Genomic DNA, 19,503 nt, shown 5'->3' on the forward strand with positions numbered 1-19,503 from the left:
ACCCCCGGATGGCGGTGTGCAGGGTCGAAGTCCGCGCACCACTCCTCATAGCGTTGGCGCCATGAGAACCCTCCTCCGCCGCATCGGCACGGACAGCCGCTATCTGATCGCCGGCTTCCCCCTCTCCGTCGTCTTCTTCGCCCTGATGGTGGCGGGCTTCGCCGCGGGGATCGGCACGGTGGTCGTGTGGGTGGGAGTGCCGGTCCTGGCGACGACGCTGCTGGTGGCGCGGGGCCTGGCCGACGTGGAGCGGCGGATGCTGCCCGAGGTGCTCGGCCGCGCGCTGCCCCGGCCCCGCTACCGGCCGGCCCCGGAGACGGCCGGGTGGTTCCGCCGCGTGGCGAACCCGCTGACCAGTGGGCAGTCGTGGCTCGACCTGCTCTACGGGATCGTGGCCTTCCCGATCTCCATCGTGACGTTCGTCCTCACGGTGGTCTGGTGGGCGGGGACGGTCCTGGGCCTGACCTTCCCGCTCTACGGGTGGATCGTCGCGGCCATTCCCGGCAACCACGGGGGGCTCGCCTACGTGCTCGGGTTCGAGAACAGGGTATGGGTCGACATGGTCATCAACACCGTCATCGGCGTGCTGTTCGCGCTCACCCTGCCGGTGATCGTGCACGGTGCCGCGCTCGTCAGGGCCGGGCTCGGCCGGGCGATGCTGACCGGTGTCGCCGAGTTGCACGAGCGCATCGACGACCTGGCCGAGGGCCGGGCCGCCGCGGTGTCGGCCGAGGCCAACGCGCTGCGGCGGCTGGAGCGCGACATCCACGACGGCCCCCAGCAGCGACTGGTCTCCCTGGCCATGGACCTGTCCCGTGCCCAGCGTCAGCTCAGCCGCGACCCCCAGGCCGTCAACGAGATGCTCAGCCAGGCCATCAGCTCCACCCGCGACACCCTGGACGAGCTGCGCGCCCTCTCGCGGGGCATCGCGCCGCCGATCCTGACCGACCGCGGCCTGGCCCCCGCGCTCGCGGCACTGGCCAGCCGCTGCACCGTCCCCGTCGAGCTGGACCTGCAGATCACCGGCCGCTTCGCCGCGGCCGTGGAGAACACCGTCTACTTCGTGGTCGCCGAGAGCCTGACCAACATCGCCAAGCACAGCCACGCCACCGTCTGCACGATCTCGCTGAGCAAGATCGGCGGCATTCTCATGCTGACGATCGGGGATGATGGTGTCGGCGGCGCACACACCGCCAAGGGACATGGTCTGTCCGGACTCGTCGACCGCCTCAAGGCGGTGGACGGGGAGCTGGCGGTGGACTCACCGACGGGCGGGCCGACGGTGATCGTGGCGGAGGTGCCGTGCGGGTAGTCGTGGCCGACGACGCAGTGTTGATCAGAGAGGGCCTGATCAGGCTGCTCGAGGAGTTCGGCTGCGAGGTGGTCGCGGCGGTGGGGGACGGTGACCGCCTGGTGGAGGCGATCGCCGAACACCGGCCGGACGTCTCGGTGGTGGACGTCCGGATGCCGCCCGACTTCACCGACGAGGGGCTGCGGGCGGCGGTCGAGGCGCGCCGGCGGGTGCCGGGAGCGCCGGTGCTGATCCTGTCGCAGTACGTCGAGGTGTCCTATGCCGACGACCTGCTGGCCGACGCCAGGGGCGCGGTGGGCTACCTGCTCAAGGACAGGGTCGTGGACGTGGACGACTTCATGGGAGGCCTGCGCACCGTCGCGGCCGGCGGCACGGTCTTCGATCCGCAGGTGGTGGCCCAGCTGATGGTGCGGCGCCGCCGCGACGACCCGCTCGCCCAGCTCACCCCGCGCGAGCGCGAGGTGCTCGGTCTGATGGCCGAGGGCAGGTCCAACCCGGCCATCGGCCGCCAGCTCGTGGTCAGCGACGGCGCGGTGGAGAAGCACATCCGCAGCATCTTCGCCAAGCTCGGCCTGTACGCCGAGGACGGCGACCAGCACCGCAGGGTCCTGGCCGTCCTCGCCTACCTGCGCTCCTGACCCTGGTACGGCCCGCCGCTCCGGACGCTCACGACCGGGCGGTTCACTTCTCCGTGCCGGGCGCCAGGTGCGGGGCGTGCGTCGTGACCGCTTCAAGCAACCGGGTCTTCGATGGGTTCACCATCGCCCGCCCGGCCACGGTCACGGTCGGCACGGTCTCGTTCCCGTCCGCGACCGAGCGGACGAACGCCGCCGCTTCGGGATCTCTCCAGATGTTGACCTCGCGGTAGCGCAGCCGCGTGAAGCGCAGGCGCGTGCGCAGCCTCATGCAGTATTTGCAACCGGGCCGCCAGTAGATCACCACGCCCTTGTGGTCCGCGTCCTTGTACGACGTCGTCCGGCCTCGGCGAGGCAGGTTCGTGAAGATCATCCAGGCGAACACGAGGACGAGGACGATGACGGGGAGCGCGGAAGGCATGGGCAAAGTATCTCAAATCCGCCCATTTAGGCACTCATCGGCTCCCGCCGGTCTCCGCTGACGGTCCGTCCCGGCGTCTCCGGAAGGTGAAGCGGGGCCTCTGCGGACGATAGCCCCTTTGACCTGCCGTTACTCGATCGTGACTTGACGCTTCCTATTACCTGCGAGTTACATACCCCTAACCCAGTAAACGTTTTCAGTAGGTCATAAAGATCGAAGTAATCGTTTACGGAAAGGTGTGGTCTCTGTGAGCGACGGGCCGACGATCACCACGATCGCGGAGCGGGCGGGCGTCTCGATCGCCTCGGTCTCCCGTGTCCTCAACGGTCTGCCGACCCGGGAGAACACCGTGCGCCGGGTGCTCAGCGCGGCCGAGGAGCTGGGATACGTCCCCAACTCGGTGGCCCGGTCGCTGAAGTCGCGCCGGACCAACCAGGTGGCCTTCGCGATGGCCGACATCGGCAACCCGGTCTACCTGGCCATGGTCCGCGAGATCCAGCCGGTGCTGAAGGCCGCGGGATACCGCCTCGTGCTGCACTCCACGGACGCGGACGTCGCCGACGAGATCGACGTGCTGCACAGCCTCGGCGAGCGCTACGTGGACGGACTGATCATGATTCCGCTCCGGGTGGGCGAGGCGCACCTGAAGGCCGTCGAGGCGGCCCGCGCACCCGTGGTCGTCATCGGCTCGGTGCCGGACGGCACCCGGGTGGACAACGTCCGCACCGACTCCCGCACCGGCGTGCAACTGGCGCTGGACCACCTCCACTCCCTGGGGCGCCGCCGGATCGGATTCGTCAACGGCCCGCTGGACACGGTGCCCGGCTCGGCCCGGTCCGCGGCCTACGCCAAGGCGCTCACCGCCCTCGGACTGCCCTACGACGAGAGCCTGGTGGAGATCGGTGACTTCTACCGCGCCGAGGGCGCGGCCGCGGTGCGCCGGTTGCTGGACAGGGCACCCGACCTGGACGCGATCATGTGCGCGAACGACCTGATCGCGCTCGGCGCGCTGGACGTCCTGCGCCGGGCGGGCCGCCGGGTGCCCCAGGATGTGGCGGTGGCCGGCATGGACGACATAGACATGGCCGCCGTCGCCTGGCCCGCGCTGACCAGCGTCTCCCTCGGCTCCGCCGAGCGCGGCCGGGTGGCGGCGGAACTACTCCTGGACCGGCTGGGTGACGGCGAGCGGGACCCCAGAGTGGTCACCGTACCGCCCCGCCTGGTGGTCCGGGCCTCAACCGTAGGAGAGGAGGAATCGTGACTCTCACCGCCGACCGGCCGGTCAGCACGGTGAAACCGAAGAAACCCCGCAAGGGTGGGCGGCAGGGGCGCGAGGCGATGCTGCTGATGCTGCCCGCGCTGGTGCCCGTGCTGGTGTTCAGTGTGGGACCGCTGCTCTACGGGATCTTCCTGGCGTTCACCGACGCGCGCTCCGGGCGCAACTCGGTCACCTCGTTCGTCGGGCTGTCGAACTTCGGGGACCTGCTCTCCGACGGGGACTTCTGGGCGTCGTTCCGGATCGGGATGATCTGGGCGGTCTCCGTGACGGTGCTGCAGTTCCTGGCCTCGCTGGGGCTGGCGCTGCTGCTCAACCAGGACCTGCGGTTCCGGGGGTTCGCCCGGGTGCTGGCGATGGTGCCATGGGCGATGCCGCCCGTCGTCATCGGGCTGATGTGGCGGCTGGTCTACCACCCGGACGCCGGAATCCTCAACGGCATGCTGGGCACCGAGATCGACTGGCTCAACGACTTCTCCATCGCGCTGCCCGCGGTGATCGTCGTCGGGATCTGGACCGGCATGCCGCAGACCACGGTGGTGCTGCTGGCCGGATTGCAGGGCGTCCCCAAGGAGCTGTACGAGGCCGTCGAGGTGGACGGCGCGGGCACCTGGCGGAAGTTCTGGAGCATCACCCTGCCCCAGCTCCGTCCCGTCATCGTGGCCATCACCTCGCTCGACTTCGTCTGGAACATCAACCAGTTCGGGCTGGTCTACGTCCTCACCCAGGGCGGCCCCGGCGGGCAGACCCGCCTGCCCATGCTCTTCGCCTACGAGGAGGCCTTCCGCTACGGCTTCTTCGGCTACGCGGCCACTCTGGGCGTGGCGATCGTGATCGTCGTGCTGGCCGTGCTCGGCGTCTACCTCTGGCGGCAGATGCGGGAGGCGAGCTGACATGGGCAAGGCACTGCGTTATCTGGCCCTGGCCGGCTACATCGTCTTCCTGGCGTTCCCGCTGGTCTGGCTGCTGTCCACGGCGTTGAAGATGCCGCAGGAGCTGGCGAGCCTGCATCCGACGTGGATCCCGCGCGCACCGACGCTGACCAACTTCACCGACGCCTTCGGCGAGCAGGACCTGGTCGGCAGCGGGCTGCGCAGCCTCGTCGTCGCGGTGGCCTGCGCGGTGCTCACCGTGATCCTGGCACTGCCCGCCGCCTACGCGCTGGCCCGCTACCGCTCGCTGGTCAACCGGATCGCGATCGGGTGGGTGCTGGTCAGCCAGGTCTTCCCGTTCATCCTGATCATCATCCCGCTGTTCATGGTCCTGCGCAGGCTGGACCTGGTGAACACGCTGCCCGGCCTGACCGTCGTGCACGTCACGTTCGTCCTGCCGTTCGCGCTGTGGATGCTCCAGGGTTACGTGCGCGCCGTACCGCGTGAGCTGGAGGAGGCCGCCGCGGTGGACGGGGCCGGGCGGATCCGCTCGCTGGTGAGCGTCGTCGCCCCGCTGCTGGCCCCCGGGGTGGTCGCGACCCTGCTGTTCGCGTTCATCTCCTCCTGGAACGAGTTCCTGTTCGCTCTGATCGTCCTCAAGGACCCGGATGTGGCGACCCTGCCGCTGACGCTGGTGAAGTTCACCGGCGCGGAGGGCGTCGTACGGCTGGGCCCACTGGCCGCCGCCTCGCTCCTGGCGACGATCCCGAGTCTGTTGTTCTTCGCAGTCATCCAGCGGCGGTTGAAGTCCGGCCTGATGGCCGGAGCCGTCAAGGGATAGTCCCACCCCCCGATTAGGAGAAGTCATATGCGTATGAGGACCGCGGTGGCCGCGAGCCTCCTCGTGCTCGCCGCCGGATGTGCCTCGGAATCGCCCGCGGCCGCCCCCGACGAGCCGGTGACGATCAAATTCCAGAGCCTCGCCTGGCAGAAGGAGTCGATCGCCGCCAACAAGGAGCTGGTCGCCGAGTGGAACAAGGCCAACCCCAAGATCCAGGTCGAGTACATCCAGGGAAGCTGGGACAACGTCAACGACCAGCTCGTCACCTCCTTCGAGGCCGGTGACCCGCCGGACGTCATCCACGACGACTCCCCGGCCCTGTCCGGCTTCGCCAACCGCGGCTACCTGCTGGACATCAAGGACAAGATCCCGGCCGAGCTGAAGAGCGACATCCCGCAGCCCGCCTGGGACACCGTCACCTTCGGCGACGGCAAGGGCGGTCAGGGCGTGTACGGCGTGCCGTTCCTGCAGGAGTCGCAGGTCACGATCGCCAACAAGAAGCTGCTTGAGGCGGCGGACGTGCGGATTCCGACCCCGGACAGTCCCTGGACGTGGGACGAGTTCGCCGAGATCTCCAAGAAGCTCACCAAGGGTGACACCTACGGCGTCGCCTGGCCGATGAAGTCGCCGGTCAACAAGGTGCTCAACCTGAGCCTGAACTTCGCCGGCACCTTCTTCCAGACCGACGGCGCGGGCAAGACGACGGTCAAGGTCGGCGCCGAGGAGCGCGAGGTGCTCCAGCGCATCCACGACCAGCTCTACAAGGACAAGTCCGCCGACCCGTCCGCGCTCGGCATGGGCTCGGCCGACCCGCTGCCCGGCTTCTACGCGGGCAAGTACGCGATGCTTCCGGCCGGCGTCTACCTGCGCCAGCAGGTCGTGGAGCAGGCCCCGGACGGCTTCGAGTGGATCACCCTTCCGCCGCTGAAGGGCGTCAGCTCCGAGCAGGGCGCCGTCTCGCAGACGCTGTCGGTCGCCGCCGACAGCAAGTATCCCGAGCAGTCGCTGAAGTTCATCTCCTTCTTCCTCAACGGTGCCAACCAGGTCAAGCTCGCCAAGGGCGACTGGCTGCTGCCGACCTCCGTCAAGGCCGCGGGCGACCCCGCCATGACCGTCGAGGAGAACGGCTGGAACGTGGCGACCGCATCGGCCAAGAGCCTCGTGGTCGCGCCGTTCCTGAAGGTCAACGGCTTCGACGAGTGGAAGAGCAAGGTGGCCACGCCCACGCTGCAGCAGTACTTCGCCGACAAGATCACCATTGACGAGGTGGCGAAGAAGCTGGTCGACGAGGGCAACCAGGTACTGGAGCGATACAACAAGTGACGTTGACGCATCGGGGGCGCGCCCGGGGATGTCTGCTCGGCCTCGCGGCCGGCGACGCCCTCGGGCGCCCGGCGGAGAATCTCTCGCCAGAACAGATCGCCGCCCGCTGGGGCAGACTGACCGAGATCGACGGCGGCGGCACCGACGACACCGAGTACACCATCTTCGCGGCCTCCCTGCTCGTACGGCACGGGCACGCGCTGACCTCCCAGGACGTCGTCGAGGCCTACCGCCAAGAGATCATCCCGCTGATCGACGGGCCGATGAAGGGCGCGGGCTTCTCCGAGCTCGGCGCCATCCAGGCGCTCCGGCAGGGGCTCCAGCCGCCGCTGACCGGCCAGTGGCACCGCCACGGCTGGTCGGACGGCCTGGCCATGCGTGCCGCGCCGTACGGGATCTTCGCCGCGGGCGACCCCGACGAGGCCGCCCGCCTGGTGGAGGTCGACGGCAGCGTGAGCAACGCGGGGGAGGGCATCCTCGGCGGTCGCGCGGTCGCCGGGGCGGTGGCCGCCGCGATGGCGGGAGCCTCTCCGGACGAGGCGGTCACGGCCGGCCTCGGCGTGATCCCCGAGGACTCGTGGACCGCCCGCAGCGTCAACCGCGCCCGGGACGCCGTCCGCCTCGGATCGGGCGAGATCGCCGGCCGGCTGCATGAGGCGGTCGTGGTCCGGCACTACCCGTGGACGGACCTGGCCCCCGAAGCCGTCGCCCTCGCCTTCGCCGCCTACCTGCTGGGCGGGGGAGAGGTCGAGGAGTCCGTGGTGATCGCGGCGAACCTGGGACGGGACGCCGACACCACCGCGGCCATCGCCGGCGCCATCGCCGGGGCGGGACGCGGCGAGGCGGCGGTACCGGCGCGGTGGGCACGGCAGATCGGCCCGGTCGAGGGACGCTGCCTGCCGGTGACCGCGGGACGGCACGTGCTCGACGTGGCCGATCAGCTCGTGGAAGGGACGTAGGGCGATGATGTCGGGGGACAGGATTCTGGGGGCGTTCGCCGGTCTGGCGATCGGCGACGCGGCGGGATGGCCCTCAGCACGGCACCGGGCCGGAGTGCACGCGCCGTGGAGCAGACGCCTCCACCGCGAGCTCGACGCGTTCGCCGAGGAGCACCGGGTGACCACATTGCCAGTGCCGTTCGCGCTGAACCAGCCGGTCGCGCCGCTGGTGACGGGGCCGTCCGACGACGCCGAATGGCTCGCCTGGACCGTGCTCACCATCGACCAGGACCGTGCGGCGGCGTTCGCCGGCCTGACCGGCAGGGACGACATCAGGGCGCGGATCTCGGTGCGGACCGCGCTGGACAACCTTGCGCGCGGCCTCGGCCCGCCCGCCAGCGGGCACGACAACCCGCACTTCTTCGACGACGCCGCGGTCGTGCGGGCGGTCGCCTTCGGGGCCGCGGGGCTGGACCCCACGGCCGACGCCCAGGTCACCAATGCCGGTGACGGCGTGCTGGGGGCCGTCGCGATGGCCCGGGCGATCGGCGTCCTGGTGGACGGCGGCCCGATGGGCGACGCCGTGCAGGCCGCGCTGGAGGCGCTTCCCGACGACACCGTCATCGGCCGCGCGACCCGCACCGCGCTCACGGTCGCCCGTGAGGCGGGCGACCCGTTCGCGGCGGTGCCCGCGCTGGACGCCGCGCTGTTCGACCACGTCTACAGCTACGGGGTCGCCGCCGCCGAGACGTTTCCGGTGGCGCTCGCGCTGGCGGAGGTCTCCGCCGGTTCGACGAGCACCGCCGTGCCGGCCGCCGCCTGCCTGGCCGCCGCGGCGGACTCCGCGCCCGCGCTGACCGGCGCGCTGACCGGCGCCTTCACCGGTCACGACGCGCTGCCGCGGGGGTGGAGCACCACCCTGACGGGCTGTTGCCTGCCCGAACTGGCGGGAATTGATCTACTGGACATCGCGAGGGGATGGATCGGATGAGCACAGCAGGTGAGACGGGTACCCCGGTGAGCACGGCCGAGGGCACGCTTGAGGACAGGGCCGTGGGATGCGTGGCGGGCGCCGCGGTCGGTGACGCCCTCGGCGGCGCCACCGAGGGATGGACGCCCGAGCAGATCCACGAGCGCTACGGCGGGTACGTCGAGGGCCTGGTCCCGCCGTACTTCGAGGACTGGCGGAACGCCCGCCCCATCGCGCCCTACCACAAGGGTGACGGCCACATCACCGACGACACCCTGATGACCCACGCGCTGATCCGGGTCTACGAGCGGGTCGGGGGCCACCTGGACGCCTACGCGGCGGCCGAGCACCTGGTGCCGGAGATGATGGGGGAGAAGCGCTGGATCCCGGAGCTGGAGACCGAGGCGCTACCGCTGCAGCGCGTCTTCCTGGCGGAGAAGTGGCTGGTGCTGCGGCTGCACTACGGTCATGTGGACCCGCGTGAGGCCGGTGTCGGCAACATCGTCAACTGCGGTGCCGCGATGTACATGGCGCCGGTCGGCGTGGTGAACGCCGCCGACCCCGAGGCCGCCTACGCCGAGGCGATCGAGCTGGCCGGGGCCCACCAGTCCAGCTACGGCCGGGAGGCGGCCGGGGTGCTCGCCGCCGCGGTGGCCGAGGCCATGCGCCCGGGCGCGACGCCCGACTCGGTGGTCGCCGCCTGCCTGCGGGTGGCACGGGACGGCACCAAAGCGGCCATCGACGCGGTGTGCTCCGCGGCCCGCGGCCTCGGCCACTGGGACGGCTCTTTCGAGACGCTGCGCGCCGCCATGAAGCCCTACGACACCGTCGCCGACACCTATCGCGACCAGGGCCTCGGCGCCCGCCGTCCGAGCCGCCTGCACAGCATCGAGGAGCTCCCGCTCGCCCTGGCCTTCCTACTGATCGCCAAGGGCGACTACCGCGACACCGTCCTCGGCGGCGTCAACTACGGCCGCGACGCCGACTCCATCGCCTCCATGGGCGGCGCCGTCGCCGGAGCCCTCGGCGGGCGCGGCGCCGTCCCCGCCGACTGGCTGGAGCCGATCTCCACGGCCAGCCGTACCGACCTCGTCACCCCCGGCCTGAACCTGGCCCGCGTCGCCCGCGACATCCACCGCGCGGACCTGGAGCGCCGGCGCGCCCACGAGTCCGCCTTCGCCGCTCTTCTCGGAGACGCCGGATGATCAGACTGACCTGGGTGCAGCCGGAGGACCTGGTCGGCCACGAGCTCCGCCAGGCCGCCGAGGACGGTCGCGAGGTGGCGGAGATCGCCGCACGCTGGCACGCTGCGGGAGGGCACGACGCCCCGCCCCGGGCAGGGGCCTCACCCGAGGCTCCCCCGGTACGGCTGCGCCATCTGGCCGAGGAACTGCTCGACGAGCTCGCCGGGATCCCGTCCCCGCTCGCCGAGCCCTCGACCTTGGCCGAGATCATCGCGGCCTGCCCGCAGTGGCCGGCGCGCAAGGACACGGCGGCCTCCGGCCCGCAGGCCATGGACCGGATGCTCGGGGCGTGGCTCGGCCGGGCGGCGGGCTGCGTGCTGGGCAAGCCGGTGGAGAAGATTCCCAGGGAGGGGATCAGGGCGATCGCCGAGGCGACCGGGAACTGGCCGATCCGGGGGTGGTTCACCGCCGAGGGGCTGCCCGCCGAGATCGGCCGGCGCTGGCCGTGGAACCGCCGCAGCGCCGTCAACAGCCTCGCCGAGAACATCGACGGCGTCCCCGAGGACGACGACCTCAACTTCGCGCTGCTCGCCCTGGCCCTGCTGGAGCGGCACGGCCGGGAGTTCACCACCGACGACGTCGCGCGGCTCTGGCTGGACGAACTGCCCGGCGGCCGGGTCTTCACCGCCGAGCGCGCCGCCTACCGCAACCTGCTGGCCGGGCTGGAGCCGCCCGACCCCCACGAGCCGCAGGCCGTCACCACGGCGACCTTCCGCAACCCGTTCCGGGAGTGGATCGGCGCGCTGATCAGGGCCGACGTCTACGGGTGGGCCAACCCCGGCGATCCGGCCGCGGCGGCGGAGTCCGCCTGGCGCGACGCGCGCCTCAGCCACACCGCCAACGGGATCTACGGTTCCATGTCCGTGGCCGCGATGTGCGCCACGGCGCTGGTGGCCTCCTCCGCCGAGGAGGTGGTCGCCGCCGGACTCGCCGTGATCCCGCCGGACTCCCGCCTGGCCGCCGCCATGCGGCAGGCCGCCGAAGACGCACGGGAGGAATCGGACTTCGAACGGGTCGTCGACCGGCTCCACGGACGCCACGGGGACCTGCACTGGGTCCACACGATCAACAACGCCGCGCTGATCACGGCGGCGCTGGTGCACGGCCGGGGCGACTTCACCGCCTCGATCGCCGGCGCCGTGGCGGGCGGCTGGGACACCGACTCGGCGGGGGCGACCGTGGGCTCGATCGTCGGCGCGCTGCGCGGCGCGTCGGAGATCCCGCAGGAATGGTCGATGAAGAACCGGCTGTCCAGCAGCATCACCGGGTTCGACGGCATCGGCCTGGACGAGCTGGCACGCCGTACGCTGGCTCTGTCGACGGAGGAATCATGATCTCGGTGTTCGGCAGTGCCAACATGGACCTGGTGGCCTATGTCGAGGCGGCACCCGCGCTCGGCGAGACCGTGACCGGCCGCGCGTTCCGTACGGTCCCCGGAGGCAAGGGCGCCAACCAGGCCGTCGCCGCCGCACGGGCCGGTGCCGAGGTGGCCTTCCTCGGTGCCGTGGGCGACGACGACTTCGGGCCCCGGATGCGCGCGACGCTGGCCGAGGCCGGAGTCGACGTCAGCGGCCTGCGCACCGTCCCGGGCTCCTCCGGCATCGCCCAGATCGTGGTCGACGACCAGGGCGGCAACTCCATCATCGTGGTGCCCGGCGCCAACGGCGCGGTGACCGCGCCCTCCGAAGCCGACCTGGAGGTCATCGCCCGTTCCGACGTGCTCCTCCTCCAGCTGGAGCTGCCCATCGAGGCGGTCACCGCGGCCGCCCGCGCGGCCCGGGCGGCGGGCACCACGGTGATCCTCACCCCGGCCCCGGTCCAGCCACTCCCGGACGAACTGCTGGACGCCGTGGACATCATCGTCGCCAACGAGCACGAGGCCGCGGCGATCACGGGACAGGCCGGTCACGAGGACGCGGTGCGCGCCCTCCGGGCCAGGGTCGACTGGGTGATCATCACCCTGGGGTCGCGCGGCGCGCTGACCTCCGGACCCGGCACCGGCCCGGCCCTGCACGTCGAGGCGGAGAAGGTGCGCGCGGTGGACACCACCGCGGCGGGCGACACGTTCGTGGGGGCGCTCGCCGCCGCCCAGGTCGAACGGCGCTCCCCGGAGTGGGCCGTCCGCTTCGCCGGAGCCGCAGCGGCCCTGTCCGTGCAGAAGGAGGGGGCCAGCACCTCCATGCCCACCCGCGCCGAGATCGACCGGAGTCTCGCCCGATCCCCGCACCCGGAGGCCCGATGAAAGCCCTGGAAGGTGTCCGCGTACTGGACCTGGCGACCCTGTTCGCCGGTCCGATGGCGGCGATGCTGCTCGGTGACTACGGAGCCGAGGTGATCAAAGTCGAGCACCCGGCCAAGCCGGACCCCTCACGCGGCCACGGCCCCGAAGGGCTGTGGTGGAAGATGCTCGGCCGCAACAAGCGCGCGATCACCCTCAACCTGTCCACGGCCGAGGGGCAGGACCTGCTGGTCGAGCTGGTCCGCGAGGCCGACGTGGTGATCGAGAACTTCCGGCCCGGGACGCTGGAGCGGTGGAACCTCTCCTACGAGCGGCTCAGTGAGGCCAACCCGGACCTGGTGCTCGCCAGGGTGACCGGGTTCGGGCAGTTCGGTCCCTATGCCAAGCGGCCCGGCTTCGGCACGCTCGCCGAGGCGATGAGCGGGTTCGCGGCGATGACCGGGGAGCCGGACGGACCGCCGACGCTGCCGCCTTTCGGCCTGGCCGACGGCATCTGCGCCCTCGCCACGGCCTTCGCGGTGATGACCGCGCTGCGCTCGGGCAAGGGGCAGGTGGTCGACCTGTCCATCATCGAGCCGATCCTGACGGTGCTCGGCGCCCAGCCCACCATCTACGACCAGCTCGGCACCGTCCCGCCGCGCACCGGCAACCGGTCGGTCAACAACGCCCCCCGCAACACCTACCGCTGCAAGGACGGCTCCTGGGTCGCGGTCTCCACCTCGGCGCAGAGCATCGCCGAGCGGGTGATGACCCTGGTCGGCCGGCCCGAGGTGATCGGCGAGCCCTGGTTCGCCAGCGGATCGGGCCGGGTCGCGCACGCCGACGAGCTGGACGGCGCCGTGGCCGCCTGGGTGGCCGAGCACACCCGCGAGGAGGTGCTGGCGGCCTTCGAACGGGCCCAGGCGGCGGTCGCGCCCATCTACGACGTGCGTGACATCATGGCCGACCCGCAGTTGGCGGCCCTGGACGCGATCACCACGGTGGAGGACCCCGAACTCGGCCCCATCCGGATGCAGAACGTGATGTTCCGCCTCACCGGCACCCCCGGTGAGATCCGCTGGACGGGCCGCCCGCACGGCGCGGACACCGCCGAGGTCCTCGGCGCCCTCGGGGTGTCACCGGAGGACCTCGCCGCCCTGCGGGACAAGGGAGTCGTCTAGCCGTCGATCAGCGACGTACCGGACAGCGTGATCAGGAACGCGCCGGCCGCGAGCAGGGCGACCGCCCAGGACCGGCCGATGGCGGCCCAGATCGTGGCGGCCAGGAAGCAGACCAGGGCGAGCAGCACGAGAACGTTCACGAGATCCTCCAGTGAGTGGGACCCGCCAGACGATCACCGTCTGGCGCAAGGCCACCTCTGCCCCACCGGCACCGGAGGTAACCTGATGATCGTGTTTCGCTCGCCTACGCCCCCTCCCAGAGCGCGGCGGCGGCCTCGGCGCAGGCCACATCCTGGGCGACGGTGCCGCCGCTGACGCCGACCGCGCCCGCCACCCGCCGGCCCTCGTCGGAGTCCCAGAGAGGGATGCCGCCGCCGAAGCACACGTACCGGTCTCCGGCGAGGCCGTAGAGGTCCCCGCCGGGAACGACCAGGAGGGCGAGGGCCGCGGTGGACATCCGGTGGGCCACCGCGGTGTAGGCCTTGCCGGGGGCGAGGGCCGGCCCGGCGATCTCCGAACCGTCCATCCGCTGGAAGGCGACCAGGTGGCCGCCCGCGTCGACCACCGCCACCGAGATGAGGGCGCCTTCCCGCCCGGCCTGCTTCACCGAGGCCTCACACATGCGCAGCGCGAGTTCGAGGTTCACCGGGCTCCTTTAACCTCTAAAGCCTTGGCAGTAGACAATTCGGTTTGTATCTGTCGCTGATCGGTGGTGCAAGATCTCATACGAGATCAGCGGTTCCGCCTACCCGAACGGAGAATTCATGCGGGTCCACGACCTGTCCGCCGGGGGCGACGTGCTGGACCGGGTGGACGAGGCCGCCCGGGAGGCGGTCCGGATCCACGGCCTGCCGGACGCCGAGGTCACGCTGATCAACGTGTCGGAGAACGCCACCTACCGGGTGGACGACCCGGTCACCGGTGCGCGGTCCGTCCTGCGGGTGCACCGCCTCGGATACCACGCCACCCCGGCGATCCGGTCCGAGCTCGCCTGGCTGGGCGCGCTCCGCGAGGAGGCCGGGGTCCGCACCCCCCGGGTGCTCCCGGCGCCGGACGGCTCCCCGGTGCTGACCGTCTCCGGCGCGCAGCCCCGCGACTGCGTGATGTTCGAGTTCCTGCCCGGTACCGAGCCGCCCCGGGAGCGGCTGGTCCGCGACTTCGAGCGGCTCGGCGCGATCACCGCGCGGATGCACCGGCACGCGCGGAACTGGCGGCCTCCGACGGGTTTCACCCGTTTCCGATGGGACTACGACGCCGCCCTGGGCGCGGAGGCGCGCTGGGGCCGCTGGCAGGACGGTCTGGGCGTGGATTCCGGTGCGCAGGCCGTACTGGGCCGGCTCTCCCGGGAACTGCGGGAACGGCTGCGCCGGTTCGGCCGGGGCGTCGGCCGTTACGGCCTGATCCACGCCGATCTGCGGATGGCCAACCTGCTGGTGGTGGGCGACGGGCCGCCCAGCGTGATCGACTTCGACGACTGCGGCTTCGGGTGGTATCTCTACGACCTGGCCGCCGCGCTCAGCTTCATCGAAGATCACCCCCAGGTTCCCGAGATGATCGCCTCCTGGGTGCGCGGTTACCGGGGCATCCTCGATCTGCCCGCCGAGGACGAGGCGGAGATCTGGACCTTCATCATGTTCCGCCGCCTGTTGCTGGTCGCCTGGATCGGCACGCACACCGGCGTGGACATCGCCGCCGAACTCGGAGCAGGCTACACCGAAGGCACCTGCGAGCTGGCCGAGCGCTATCTCGGCGGCGCGATCGGCTGATCGTGATCCGCCGATCGCGCCGTGCCGCCCTCTTCGAGGGGCCGTTCCGGAGTCCCGCGGCTCGATGTGCACGCCGTCGCCGCCGGGCTCAGGCCGTCAGTTCCCGGCGGATGTCGTCGTCGTCCGGTGCCAGCTCCAGCGCCCGGGTGAGATCGGCCGTCGCCTCCGCATCCCGCCCGGCCGCGCGCAGCGCCATCGCCCGGTTGAACAGCAGCGCGGGGTCGGCACCGGGTTCGAGGGCGCGGGTGAAGTCGGCGACCGCGCCCTCGGGGTCACCGGTCTCGAACGCCAGCATTCCCCGGCTGGCCCACGCCGCAGTCAGCGACGGTGCCCCTTCCAGGGCCTGGTCGAAGGCGGCCCGTGCCTCCTTGTGGCGGCCCTCGGCCATCTCGACCTGGCCCAGCGCGCACAGCAGGTAGGGGTTGACCGGTTCCAGCGCGAGCCCCGTCTCCGCATCGGCTCTCGCCCTGTCGTACTCGCCGAGTGCGGCCAGCAGCCCGGCCCGATTGGCCAGCCCGTCCACGAACTCCGGATCCAGCTCCAGCGCGTGGTCCAGGTCGACGAGGGCGCCCTGGTGGTCGCCGGCGGAGAAGAGGATCTCGGCCCGGTTGTAGTACGGCTCGGGGAAGGGCGGGCCGACCCGCATCGCCGTCTCGTAGTCGGCGATCGCCGCGTCCCGTCTGCCGAGCCGGTGCAGCAGGTTGCCCCGGTCGATGTAGTAGTCGGGATAGCCGGGGTCGGCCGCGATCACCGCGTCCAGGTCCTCCAGGGCGTCCTCGGGACGGCCCAGCATGATGGCGAGCTGCGCCCTGTTGGCTCGCAGCACCAGCCGGTGGATCGGGTGCTCGTCCGGCCCCAGGTCGCGTTCTGCCAGCTCCACCGCCTCCTGGACGAACTCAAGGGCCTTGGCGGGGGCGCCGAGCCGTACCTCCACCAGCGCACGGCCGTTGAGGTCGAAACCCAGTTTGAACGCGCGCTCGCGCGGGTCGGGGAGCAGCGTGGAGATGGCGATCGCCTGGTTGACCCAGGCCAGCGCGGCGTTCAGGTCGCGCCGTGCCGGGTCGTGGTGGCGGACCTTGAGCATGCCGGTCGAATAGGCGGCGGACGCGTGTGTGACGGGGGAGAGGCTCTCCCGTCTGGCCAGGTCGAACAGGGCCTCGGCCTCGTCTTCGCGGTTCAGCGAGCCGAGGGCGGTGGCGGTGCTGTGCAGTAACCGCCACCAGGTGTCGGGGTCGGTGGCCGGGTCGGCGAGCGGCAGCGCGCGCAGCCCCAGCTCCGCCACCGCGTCGTGGAAGCCCGAGTCCAGGCACCACTCGACCGCGGAGCGGAACGCCTCCACCGCCCGGTGCGGATCGGTGCCGCGTTCGCGGTGGTAGGGGATCGCGCCGAGCCGCGCGCCGATCGTCCCCTCCCGCTCCAGCTCGTCGGCCAGGGCGTCGTGCTCCTCCGGAGTCAGGGACTCATCCGGTACGGCCTGCTCGCCGGTCACGACGGTCAGCAGCTCCGGGTCGATCCGCCGCCGCAGCACCGCCAGGAGTTCGCGGTCGGTGGGGTCGGCCTCGTGGACGGTCTCCACGACGAGCGTCCGCGGTCCGGTCGCCGTCAGGTGCTCGCGGAGGAACTCGGCGAACCCGTTGGACAGGCGGAGCGTGCGGCGGGGGGCGTGGACCAGGATCCGCTCCGCCCGGGGCAGGTGGTCGGCGACCGACTGGCGTCGGACCGGGACCAGCCCATGCAGGTCGGGCGCCATGGCCCGGAGCTCCAGGTCGTAGCGGGAGAGCAACTCCGGTGCGGCGACGGGTGCCAGCGCCGAGGCGATCGCGCCGCCGACGGTGTACGGTCCGCGCAGGCGACGGTCCGCGTCGACGGGAGGCAGGAGCAGGGGGGGAAGGGGTGGGCTTTCTGGTGGGAACGGTCCCCGACTCACCAGTCTCCTTTGTGTCGTTTCGTGCCGTTTTATATGTTTCTAGATCCGGCGCCCATCGCTGGACGCCGGTTCTCTGAAGTCCGCGTCAGCCGACGTGCTTGGGGCTTGCGGTCCCGCGGAGCTGGACCGTGCCAGGTTTGTGAACAATGACATGCTTCATTGCGATGCCTCTCTCGGTAATAAGAACAAATCGCAAGTATTCGCACTAATCGCCCAGATTGACAAGATCTACTTCTCAAAATGGCCGCATGCGGACAATCCTCTAGACAAACCCGCAAAAAATCACGCCAGAGTAACCGTACTCCTGTCGTCCTATCAAGGGCGAGGCCGCTGGGCGATGCAGTGAATTCCGCTGCCGAGAGCGGTGATGGCGCGGGCGCCCGTCATTTCGGCGGCCTGTTCCGGGCCATGGACTACTCCGGGCCGTGATGGATGCGCCGTCCGGAGATCTCGGCAGGGGTGATGCGGATGTAGAGCTCCCGATCACCGCCCGCCCACGGCTCGACACCCGCGCCCGCCGCCGCCGCCCGCTCCTCGTCGGAGACGTGGTGGGCGGCGCCCCGGACGAGCACGCTCCAGCCCTGCCTGTTGGGATCGTCGATGTGGTCGACCTCGAAGGCGACCTTGAACTCGACCCCTTTGACACCAGTGCGTAGATCCTCGTCCAGTGGTCCTCCGAAGGCCGTGCGCAGCAGCACGGCCCCATGGTGGATCACATAGTTGACCGGTATCACCACCGGTCCGGTGGAGGTGGTGAAGCCCACCCGTCCCACGCCGCCCGGCGAGATGAGCCGCATGCACTCGTCGGTGTCAAGCCTCTCCAGCCGTGGCCGTGCCCCCGCCGGACCTCGTCCCCTGGGCGTGTCCACGGTGCCGCCGAGCAGCTCCTCGCTGCTGGTGCCCAGAGCCACGGCCAGCTGGTTGACGGTGCTCGAACCCGGCGAGGCGGCCCGCTCCTCCAGGTAGCCGAGGTAGCCGGGATCGATCCTGGCCCGCTCGGCCAGCTGTTCCCTGGTCATGCCGAGGGACTTGCGGCGATGTGCGACCCGGCGGCCCAGATCCCCCGCAGCCGAGATGTGTTCGGTCATGGCAACCCCTTGCTCGCGGACCGGAGACGGTGTCGCCGGGAAAGGCTCACACGGCGCTCGATTCACCCGGCGGCGTCCCTCGGACGCACATGGTCATGGGAGCCACGGAGCTGCTCCCGAAGCGGGCCCGGAACGGTGGCACCACGACGGCGGGGCCGGTGCCGCTCCTGCACACCTCCGTACCCGGCAGACCGGAAGGTCACTCCGCGCCGGGATGCCCGCCGCCGGCGGCCGGTCCGGTGGTGGCTCCAGCTCCAGCTCCGGCTCCGGCTCCGAGAACGTCACACCGGTCGACGGCGGGCCCGGAAAAGAGAAGGCCGCCAATGCCCGCAGGGGCTTGGCGGCCGTCGAAACATGATGGTGGACGATACAGGGATTGAACCTGTGACCTCTTCCGTGTCAGGGAAGCGCTCTCCCGCTGAGCTAATCGTCCTCGCCGAACACGAGAGGTGGAGACGGGATTTGAACCCGTGTACACGGCTTTGCAGGCCGTTGCCTCGCCTCTCGGCCACTCCACCGGAGTGAGGGTCGCAAAGACCCTTCGAGCGGAAGACGGGATTCGAACCCGCGACCCTCACCTTGGCAAGGTGATGCTCTACCACTGAGCCACTTCCGCGTGTGTTTCCGGGCTTGACCCGGCCGCACGCCTAGAACTCTAGCGAATACTCGCCGACTCCCCAAACCGGAGTGTCCCGATCTGCTCGGCGTGCCGGGCGATCCCGGATGCTTCGACGCTGGACGAAAGACGGTTGGGTTACCGTCGAAGCATGGTTGCCGAATACATCGCCGCCGACGCCGACATCGCCCCCGTCGCGGGGCTCATGGCCGATCCGACCAGGGCCGCCATGCTGACCGTCCTGCTGGACGGCCGGGCGCTGGCCGCCGGGGAGCTGGCCAGGCTGGCCGGGGTGAGCCCGGCCACCGCCAGCGCCCACCTGGCCAGGCTCCTGGACGGCGGGATGGTGACGGTGGCGGCCGCGGGCCGGCACCGTTACTACCGGCTCGCGGGTCCGGAGGTGGCCGAGGTGCTGGAGGCCCTGGCCGGGCTCAGCGTGCGCCCGGCGGTGCGGTCCCTGCACCAGTCCCGCCAGGCGCGGCAGTTGCAGGAGGCCCGCACCTGCTACGACCACCTCGCGGGACGCGCGGGTGTGGAGCTGCTCGACGCGCTCCTCGCGGCCGGATACCTGACCGGGCAGGACGCCTTCGAGGTGACCTCCGCGGGGGAGGCCGGGCTCGGGGAGCTCGGTGTCGACGTGGAGACCGTCAGAGAGGGGCGGCGCAGGTTCGCTCCCGCGTGCCTGGACTGGACCGAGCGCCGTTCGCATCTCGGCGGAGCTCTCGGCGCCGCGCTGACCGGCGCTCTTCTCGATCGGGGCTGGTACAGGCGTGGCGCGGCGCGGCGGCTGGTCGAAGTCACGGACTCGGGCAGGGCGGGCATAACGGCGATCTTTGCCTGTAAGGGGCTAACATCGCATACGCCAGTTACCTAAT

The 19,503-nt window shown here is 71.1% G+C and carries 19 protein-coding genes and 3 tRNA genes; 14 read left to right on the forward strand and 8 right to left on the reverse strand.

The window, feature by feature from the left end; all coding sequences use genetic code 11:
• Positions 1 to 61 precede the first annotated feature (61 nt).
• Both OHA77_RS36285 and OHA77_RS36290 read left to right on the forward strand, forming a co-directional pair.
• Entirely contained in the window at positions 62 to 1,312 is a 1,251-nt protein-coding gene (locus OHA77_RS36285; RefSeq protein WP_406313766.1) for a sensor histidine kinase, read from the forward strand.
• Positions 1,303 to 1,950 carry a response regulator transcription factor gene (locus tag OHA77_RS36290; RefSeq protein WP_326823685.1) on the forward strand — a complete coding sequence of 216 codons (648 nt, stop codon included), beginning with the start codon at positions 1,303 to 1,305 and terminating at the stop codon, positions 1,948 to 1,950. Before OHA77_RS36285 ends, OHA77_RS36290 begins: the two co-directional genes overlap by 10 nt.
• A 43-nt stretch (positions 1,951 to 1,993) precedes the next feature.
• On the opposite strand, the gene OHA77_RS36295 is transcribed toward OHA77_RS36290, so the two are convergent.
• The gene (locus OHA77_RS36295; RefSeq protein ID WP_406313767.1) at positions 1,994 to 2,368 is read right to left on the reverse strand and encodes a glutaredoxin domain-containing protein; all 375 of its coding nucleotides are present in this window, start codon (positions 2,366 to 2,368) and stop codon (positions 1,994 to 1,996) included.
• A gap of 247 nt (positions 2,369 to 2,615) precedes the next feature.
• On the opposite strand from OHA77_RS36295, the gene OHA77_RS36300 reads away from it, so the two are divergent.
• From OHA77_RS36300 to OHA77_RS36345, 10 genes are read left to right on the forward strand one after another with little or no spacing between them, the layout of a single operon-like run.
• Entirely contained in the window at positions 2,616 to 3,629 is a 1,014-nt protein-coding gene (locus OHA77_RS36300; RefSeq protein WP_406313768.1) for a LacI family DNA-binding transcriptional regulator, read from the forward strand.
• Positions 3,626 to 4,537, forward strand: coding sequence for a sugar ABC transporter permease (locus OHA77_RS36305; protein WP_326823678.1), 912 nt, complete (start codon positions 3,626 to 3,628; stop codon positions 4,535 to 4,537). The genes OHA77_RS36300 and OHA77_RS36305 overlap by 4 nt, the downstream gene beginning before the upstream one ends.
• A gap of 1 nt (position 4,538) precedes the next feature.
• Complete coding sequence (locus OHA77_RS36310) at positions 4,539 to 5,357, forward strand: carbohydrate ABC transporter permease (RefSeq protein ID WP_406313769.1); 819 nt, start codon at positions 4,539 to 4,541, stop codon at positions 5,355 to 5,357.
• A gap of 27 nt (positions 5,358 to 5,384) precedes the next feature.
• Entirely contained in the window at positions 5,385 to 6,680 is a 1,296-nt protein-coding gene (locus tag OHA77_RS36315; RefSeq protein ID WP_406313770.1) for an ABC transporter substrate-binding protein, read from the forward strand.
• Positions 6,677 to 7,639: an ADP-ribosylglycohydrolase family protein gene (locus OHA77_RS36320; protein WP_326823675.1), complete on the forward strand. Its 963-nt coding sequence runs from the start codon at positions 6,677 to 6,679 to the stop codon at positions 7,637 to 7,639. Before OHA77_RS36315 ends, OHA77_RS36320 begins: the two co-directional genes overlap by 4 nt.
• Before the next feature lie 4 nt (positions 7,640 to 7,643).
• Positions 7,644 to 8,609 carry an ADP-ribosylglycohydrolase family protein gene (locus OHA77_RS36325; RefSeq protein ID WP_406313771.1) on the forward strand — a complete coding sequence of 322 codons (966 nt, stop codon included), beginning with the start codon at positions 7,644 to 7,646 and terminating at the stop codon, positions 8,607 to 8,609.
• Positions 8,606 to 9,793, forward strand: coding sequence for an ADP-ribosylglycohydrolase family protein (locus tag OHA77_RS36330; RefSeq protein ID WP_326823673.1), 1,188 nt, complete (start codon positions 8,606 to 8,608; stop codon positions 9,791 to 9,793). Before OHA77_RS36325 ends, OHA77_RS36330 begins: the two co-directional genes overlap by 4 nt.
• Entirely contained in the window at positions 9,790 to 11,166 is a 1,377-nt protein-coding gene (locus tag OHA77_RS36335) for an ADP-ribosylglycohydrolase family protein (protein ID WP_406313772.1), read from the forward strand. The genes OHA77_RS36330 and OHA77_RS36335 overlap by 4 nt, the downstream gene beginning before the upstream one ends.
• Positions 11,163 to 12,074: a ribokinase gene (rbsK, locus tag OHA77_RS36340; RefSeq protein ID WP_406313773.1), complete on the forward strand. Its 912-nt coding sequence runs from the start codon at positions 11,163 to 11,165 to the stop codon at positions 12,072 to 12,074. Before OHA77_RS36335 ends, rbsK begins: the two co-directional genes overlap by 4 nt.
• The gene (locus OHA77_RS36345) at positions 12,071 to 13,231 is read left to right on the forward strand and encodes a CoA transferase (RefSeq protein WP_326823670.1); all 1,161 of its coding nucleotides are present in this window, start codon (positions 12,071 to 12,073) and stop codon (positions 13,229 to 13,231) included. The genes rbsK and OHA77_RS36345 overlap by 4 nt, the downstream gene beginning before the upstream one ends.
• Here the strand turns inward: OHA77_RS36345 and OHA77_RS36350 are convergent.
• Together OHA77_RS36350 and OHA77_RS36355 are read right to left on the reverse strand one after the other, a co-directional pair.
• Entirely contained in the window at positions 13,228 to 13,371 is a 144-nt protein-coding gene (locus tag OHA77_RS36350; RefSeq protein WP_326823669.1) for a hypothetical protein, read from the reverse strand. The genes OHA77_RS36345 and OHA77_RS36350 overlap by 4 nt on opposite strands.
• Positions 13,372 to 13,475: 104 nt before the next feature.
• Complete coding sequence (locus OHA77_RS36355; RefSeq protein ID WP_406313774.1) at positions 13,476 to 13,877, reverse strand: heme-binding protein; 402 nt, start codon at positions 13,875 to 13,877, stop codon at positions 13,476 to 13,478.
• A gap of 118 nt (positions 13,878 to 13,995) precedes the next feature.
• On the opposite strand from OHA77_RS36355, the gene OHA77_RS36360 reads away from it, so the two are divergent.
• The gene (locus tag OHA77_RS36360; protein ID WP_406313775.1) at positions 13,996 to 14,997 is read left to right on the forward strand and encodes a phosphotransferase enzyme family protein; all 1,002 of its coding nucleotides are present in this window, start codon (positions 13,996 to 13,998) and stop codon (positions 14,995 to 14,997) included.
• Positions 14,998 to 15,085: 88 nt separating this feature from the next.
• Here the strand turns inward: OHA77_RS36360 and OHA77_RS36365 are convergent, their stop codons facing one another.
• From OHA77_RS36365 to OHA77_RS36385, 5 genes are all read right to left on the reverse strand, one after another.
• Positions 15,086 to 16,924 carry a tetratricopeptide repeat protein gene (locus OHA77_RS36365; protein ID WP_406313776.1) on the reverse strand — a complete coding sequence of 613 codons (1,839 nt, stop codon included), beginning with the start codon at positions 16,922 to 16,924 and terminating at the stop codon, positions 15,086 to 15,088.
• Between the two features lie 413 nt (positions 16,925 to 17,337).
• Complete coding sequence (locus OHA77_RS36370; protein WP_406313777.1) at positions 17,338 to 18,012, reverse strand: helix-turn-helix domain-containing protein; 675 nt, start codon at positions 18,010 to 18,012, stop codon at positions 17,338 to 17,340.
• A 358-nt stretch (positions 18,013 to 18,370) separates the two neighbouring features.
• Positions 18,371 to 18,445 (reverse strand) — tRNA-Val (locus OHA77_RS36375).
• A 14-nt stretch (positions 18,446 to 18,459) separates the two neighbouring features.
• Positions 18,460 to 18,530: transfer RNA gene (locus tag OHA77_RS36380), tRNA-Cys, on the reverse strand.
• A 26-nt stretch (positions 18,531 to 18,556) separates the two neighbouring features.
• A tRNA-Gly gene (locus tag OHA77_RS36385) sits at positions 18,557 to 18,628 on the reverse strand.
• Between the two features lie 151 nt (positions 18,629 to 18,779).
• Between OHA77_RS36385 and OHA77_RS36390 the strand changes: the two genes are divergently transcribed.
• Entirely contained in the window at positions 18,780 to 19,502 is a 723-nt protein-coding gene (locus OHA77_RS36390; protein WP_406313778.1) for an ArsR/SmtB family transcription factor, read from the forward strand.
• Position 19,503: the final 1 nt, after the last annotated feature.

This window comes from Streptosporangium sp. NBC_01639, from assembly GCF_045209755.1.
Taxonomy (GTDB): domain Bacteria; phylum Actinomycetota; class Actinomycetes; order Streptosporangiales; family Streptosporangiaceae; genus Streptosporangium.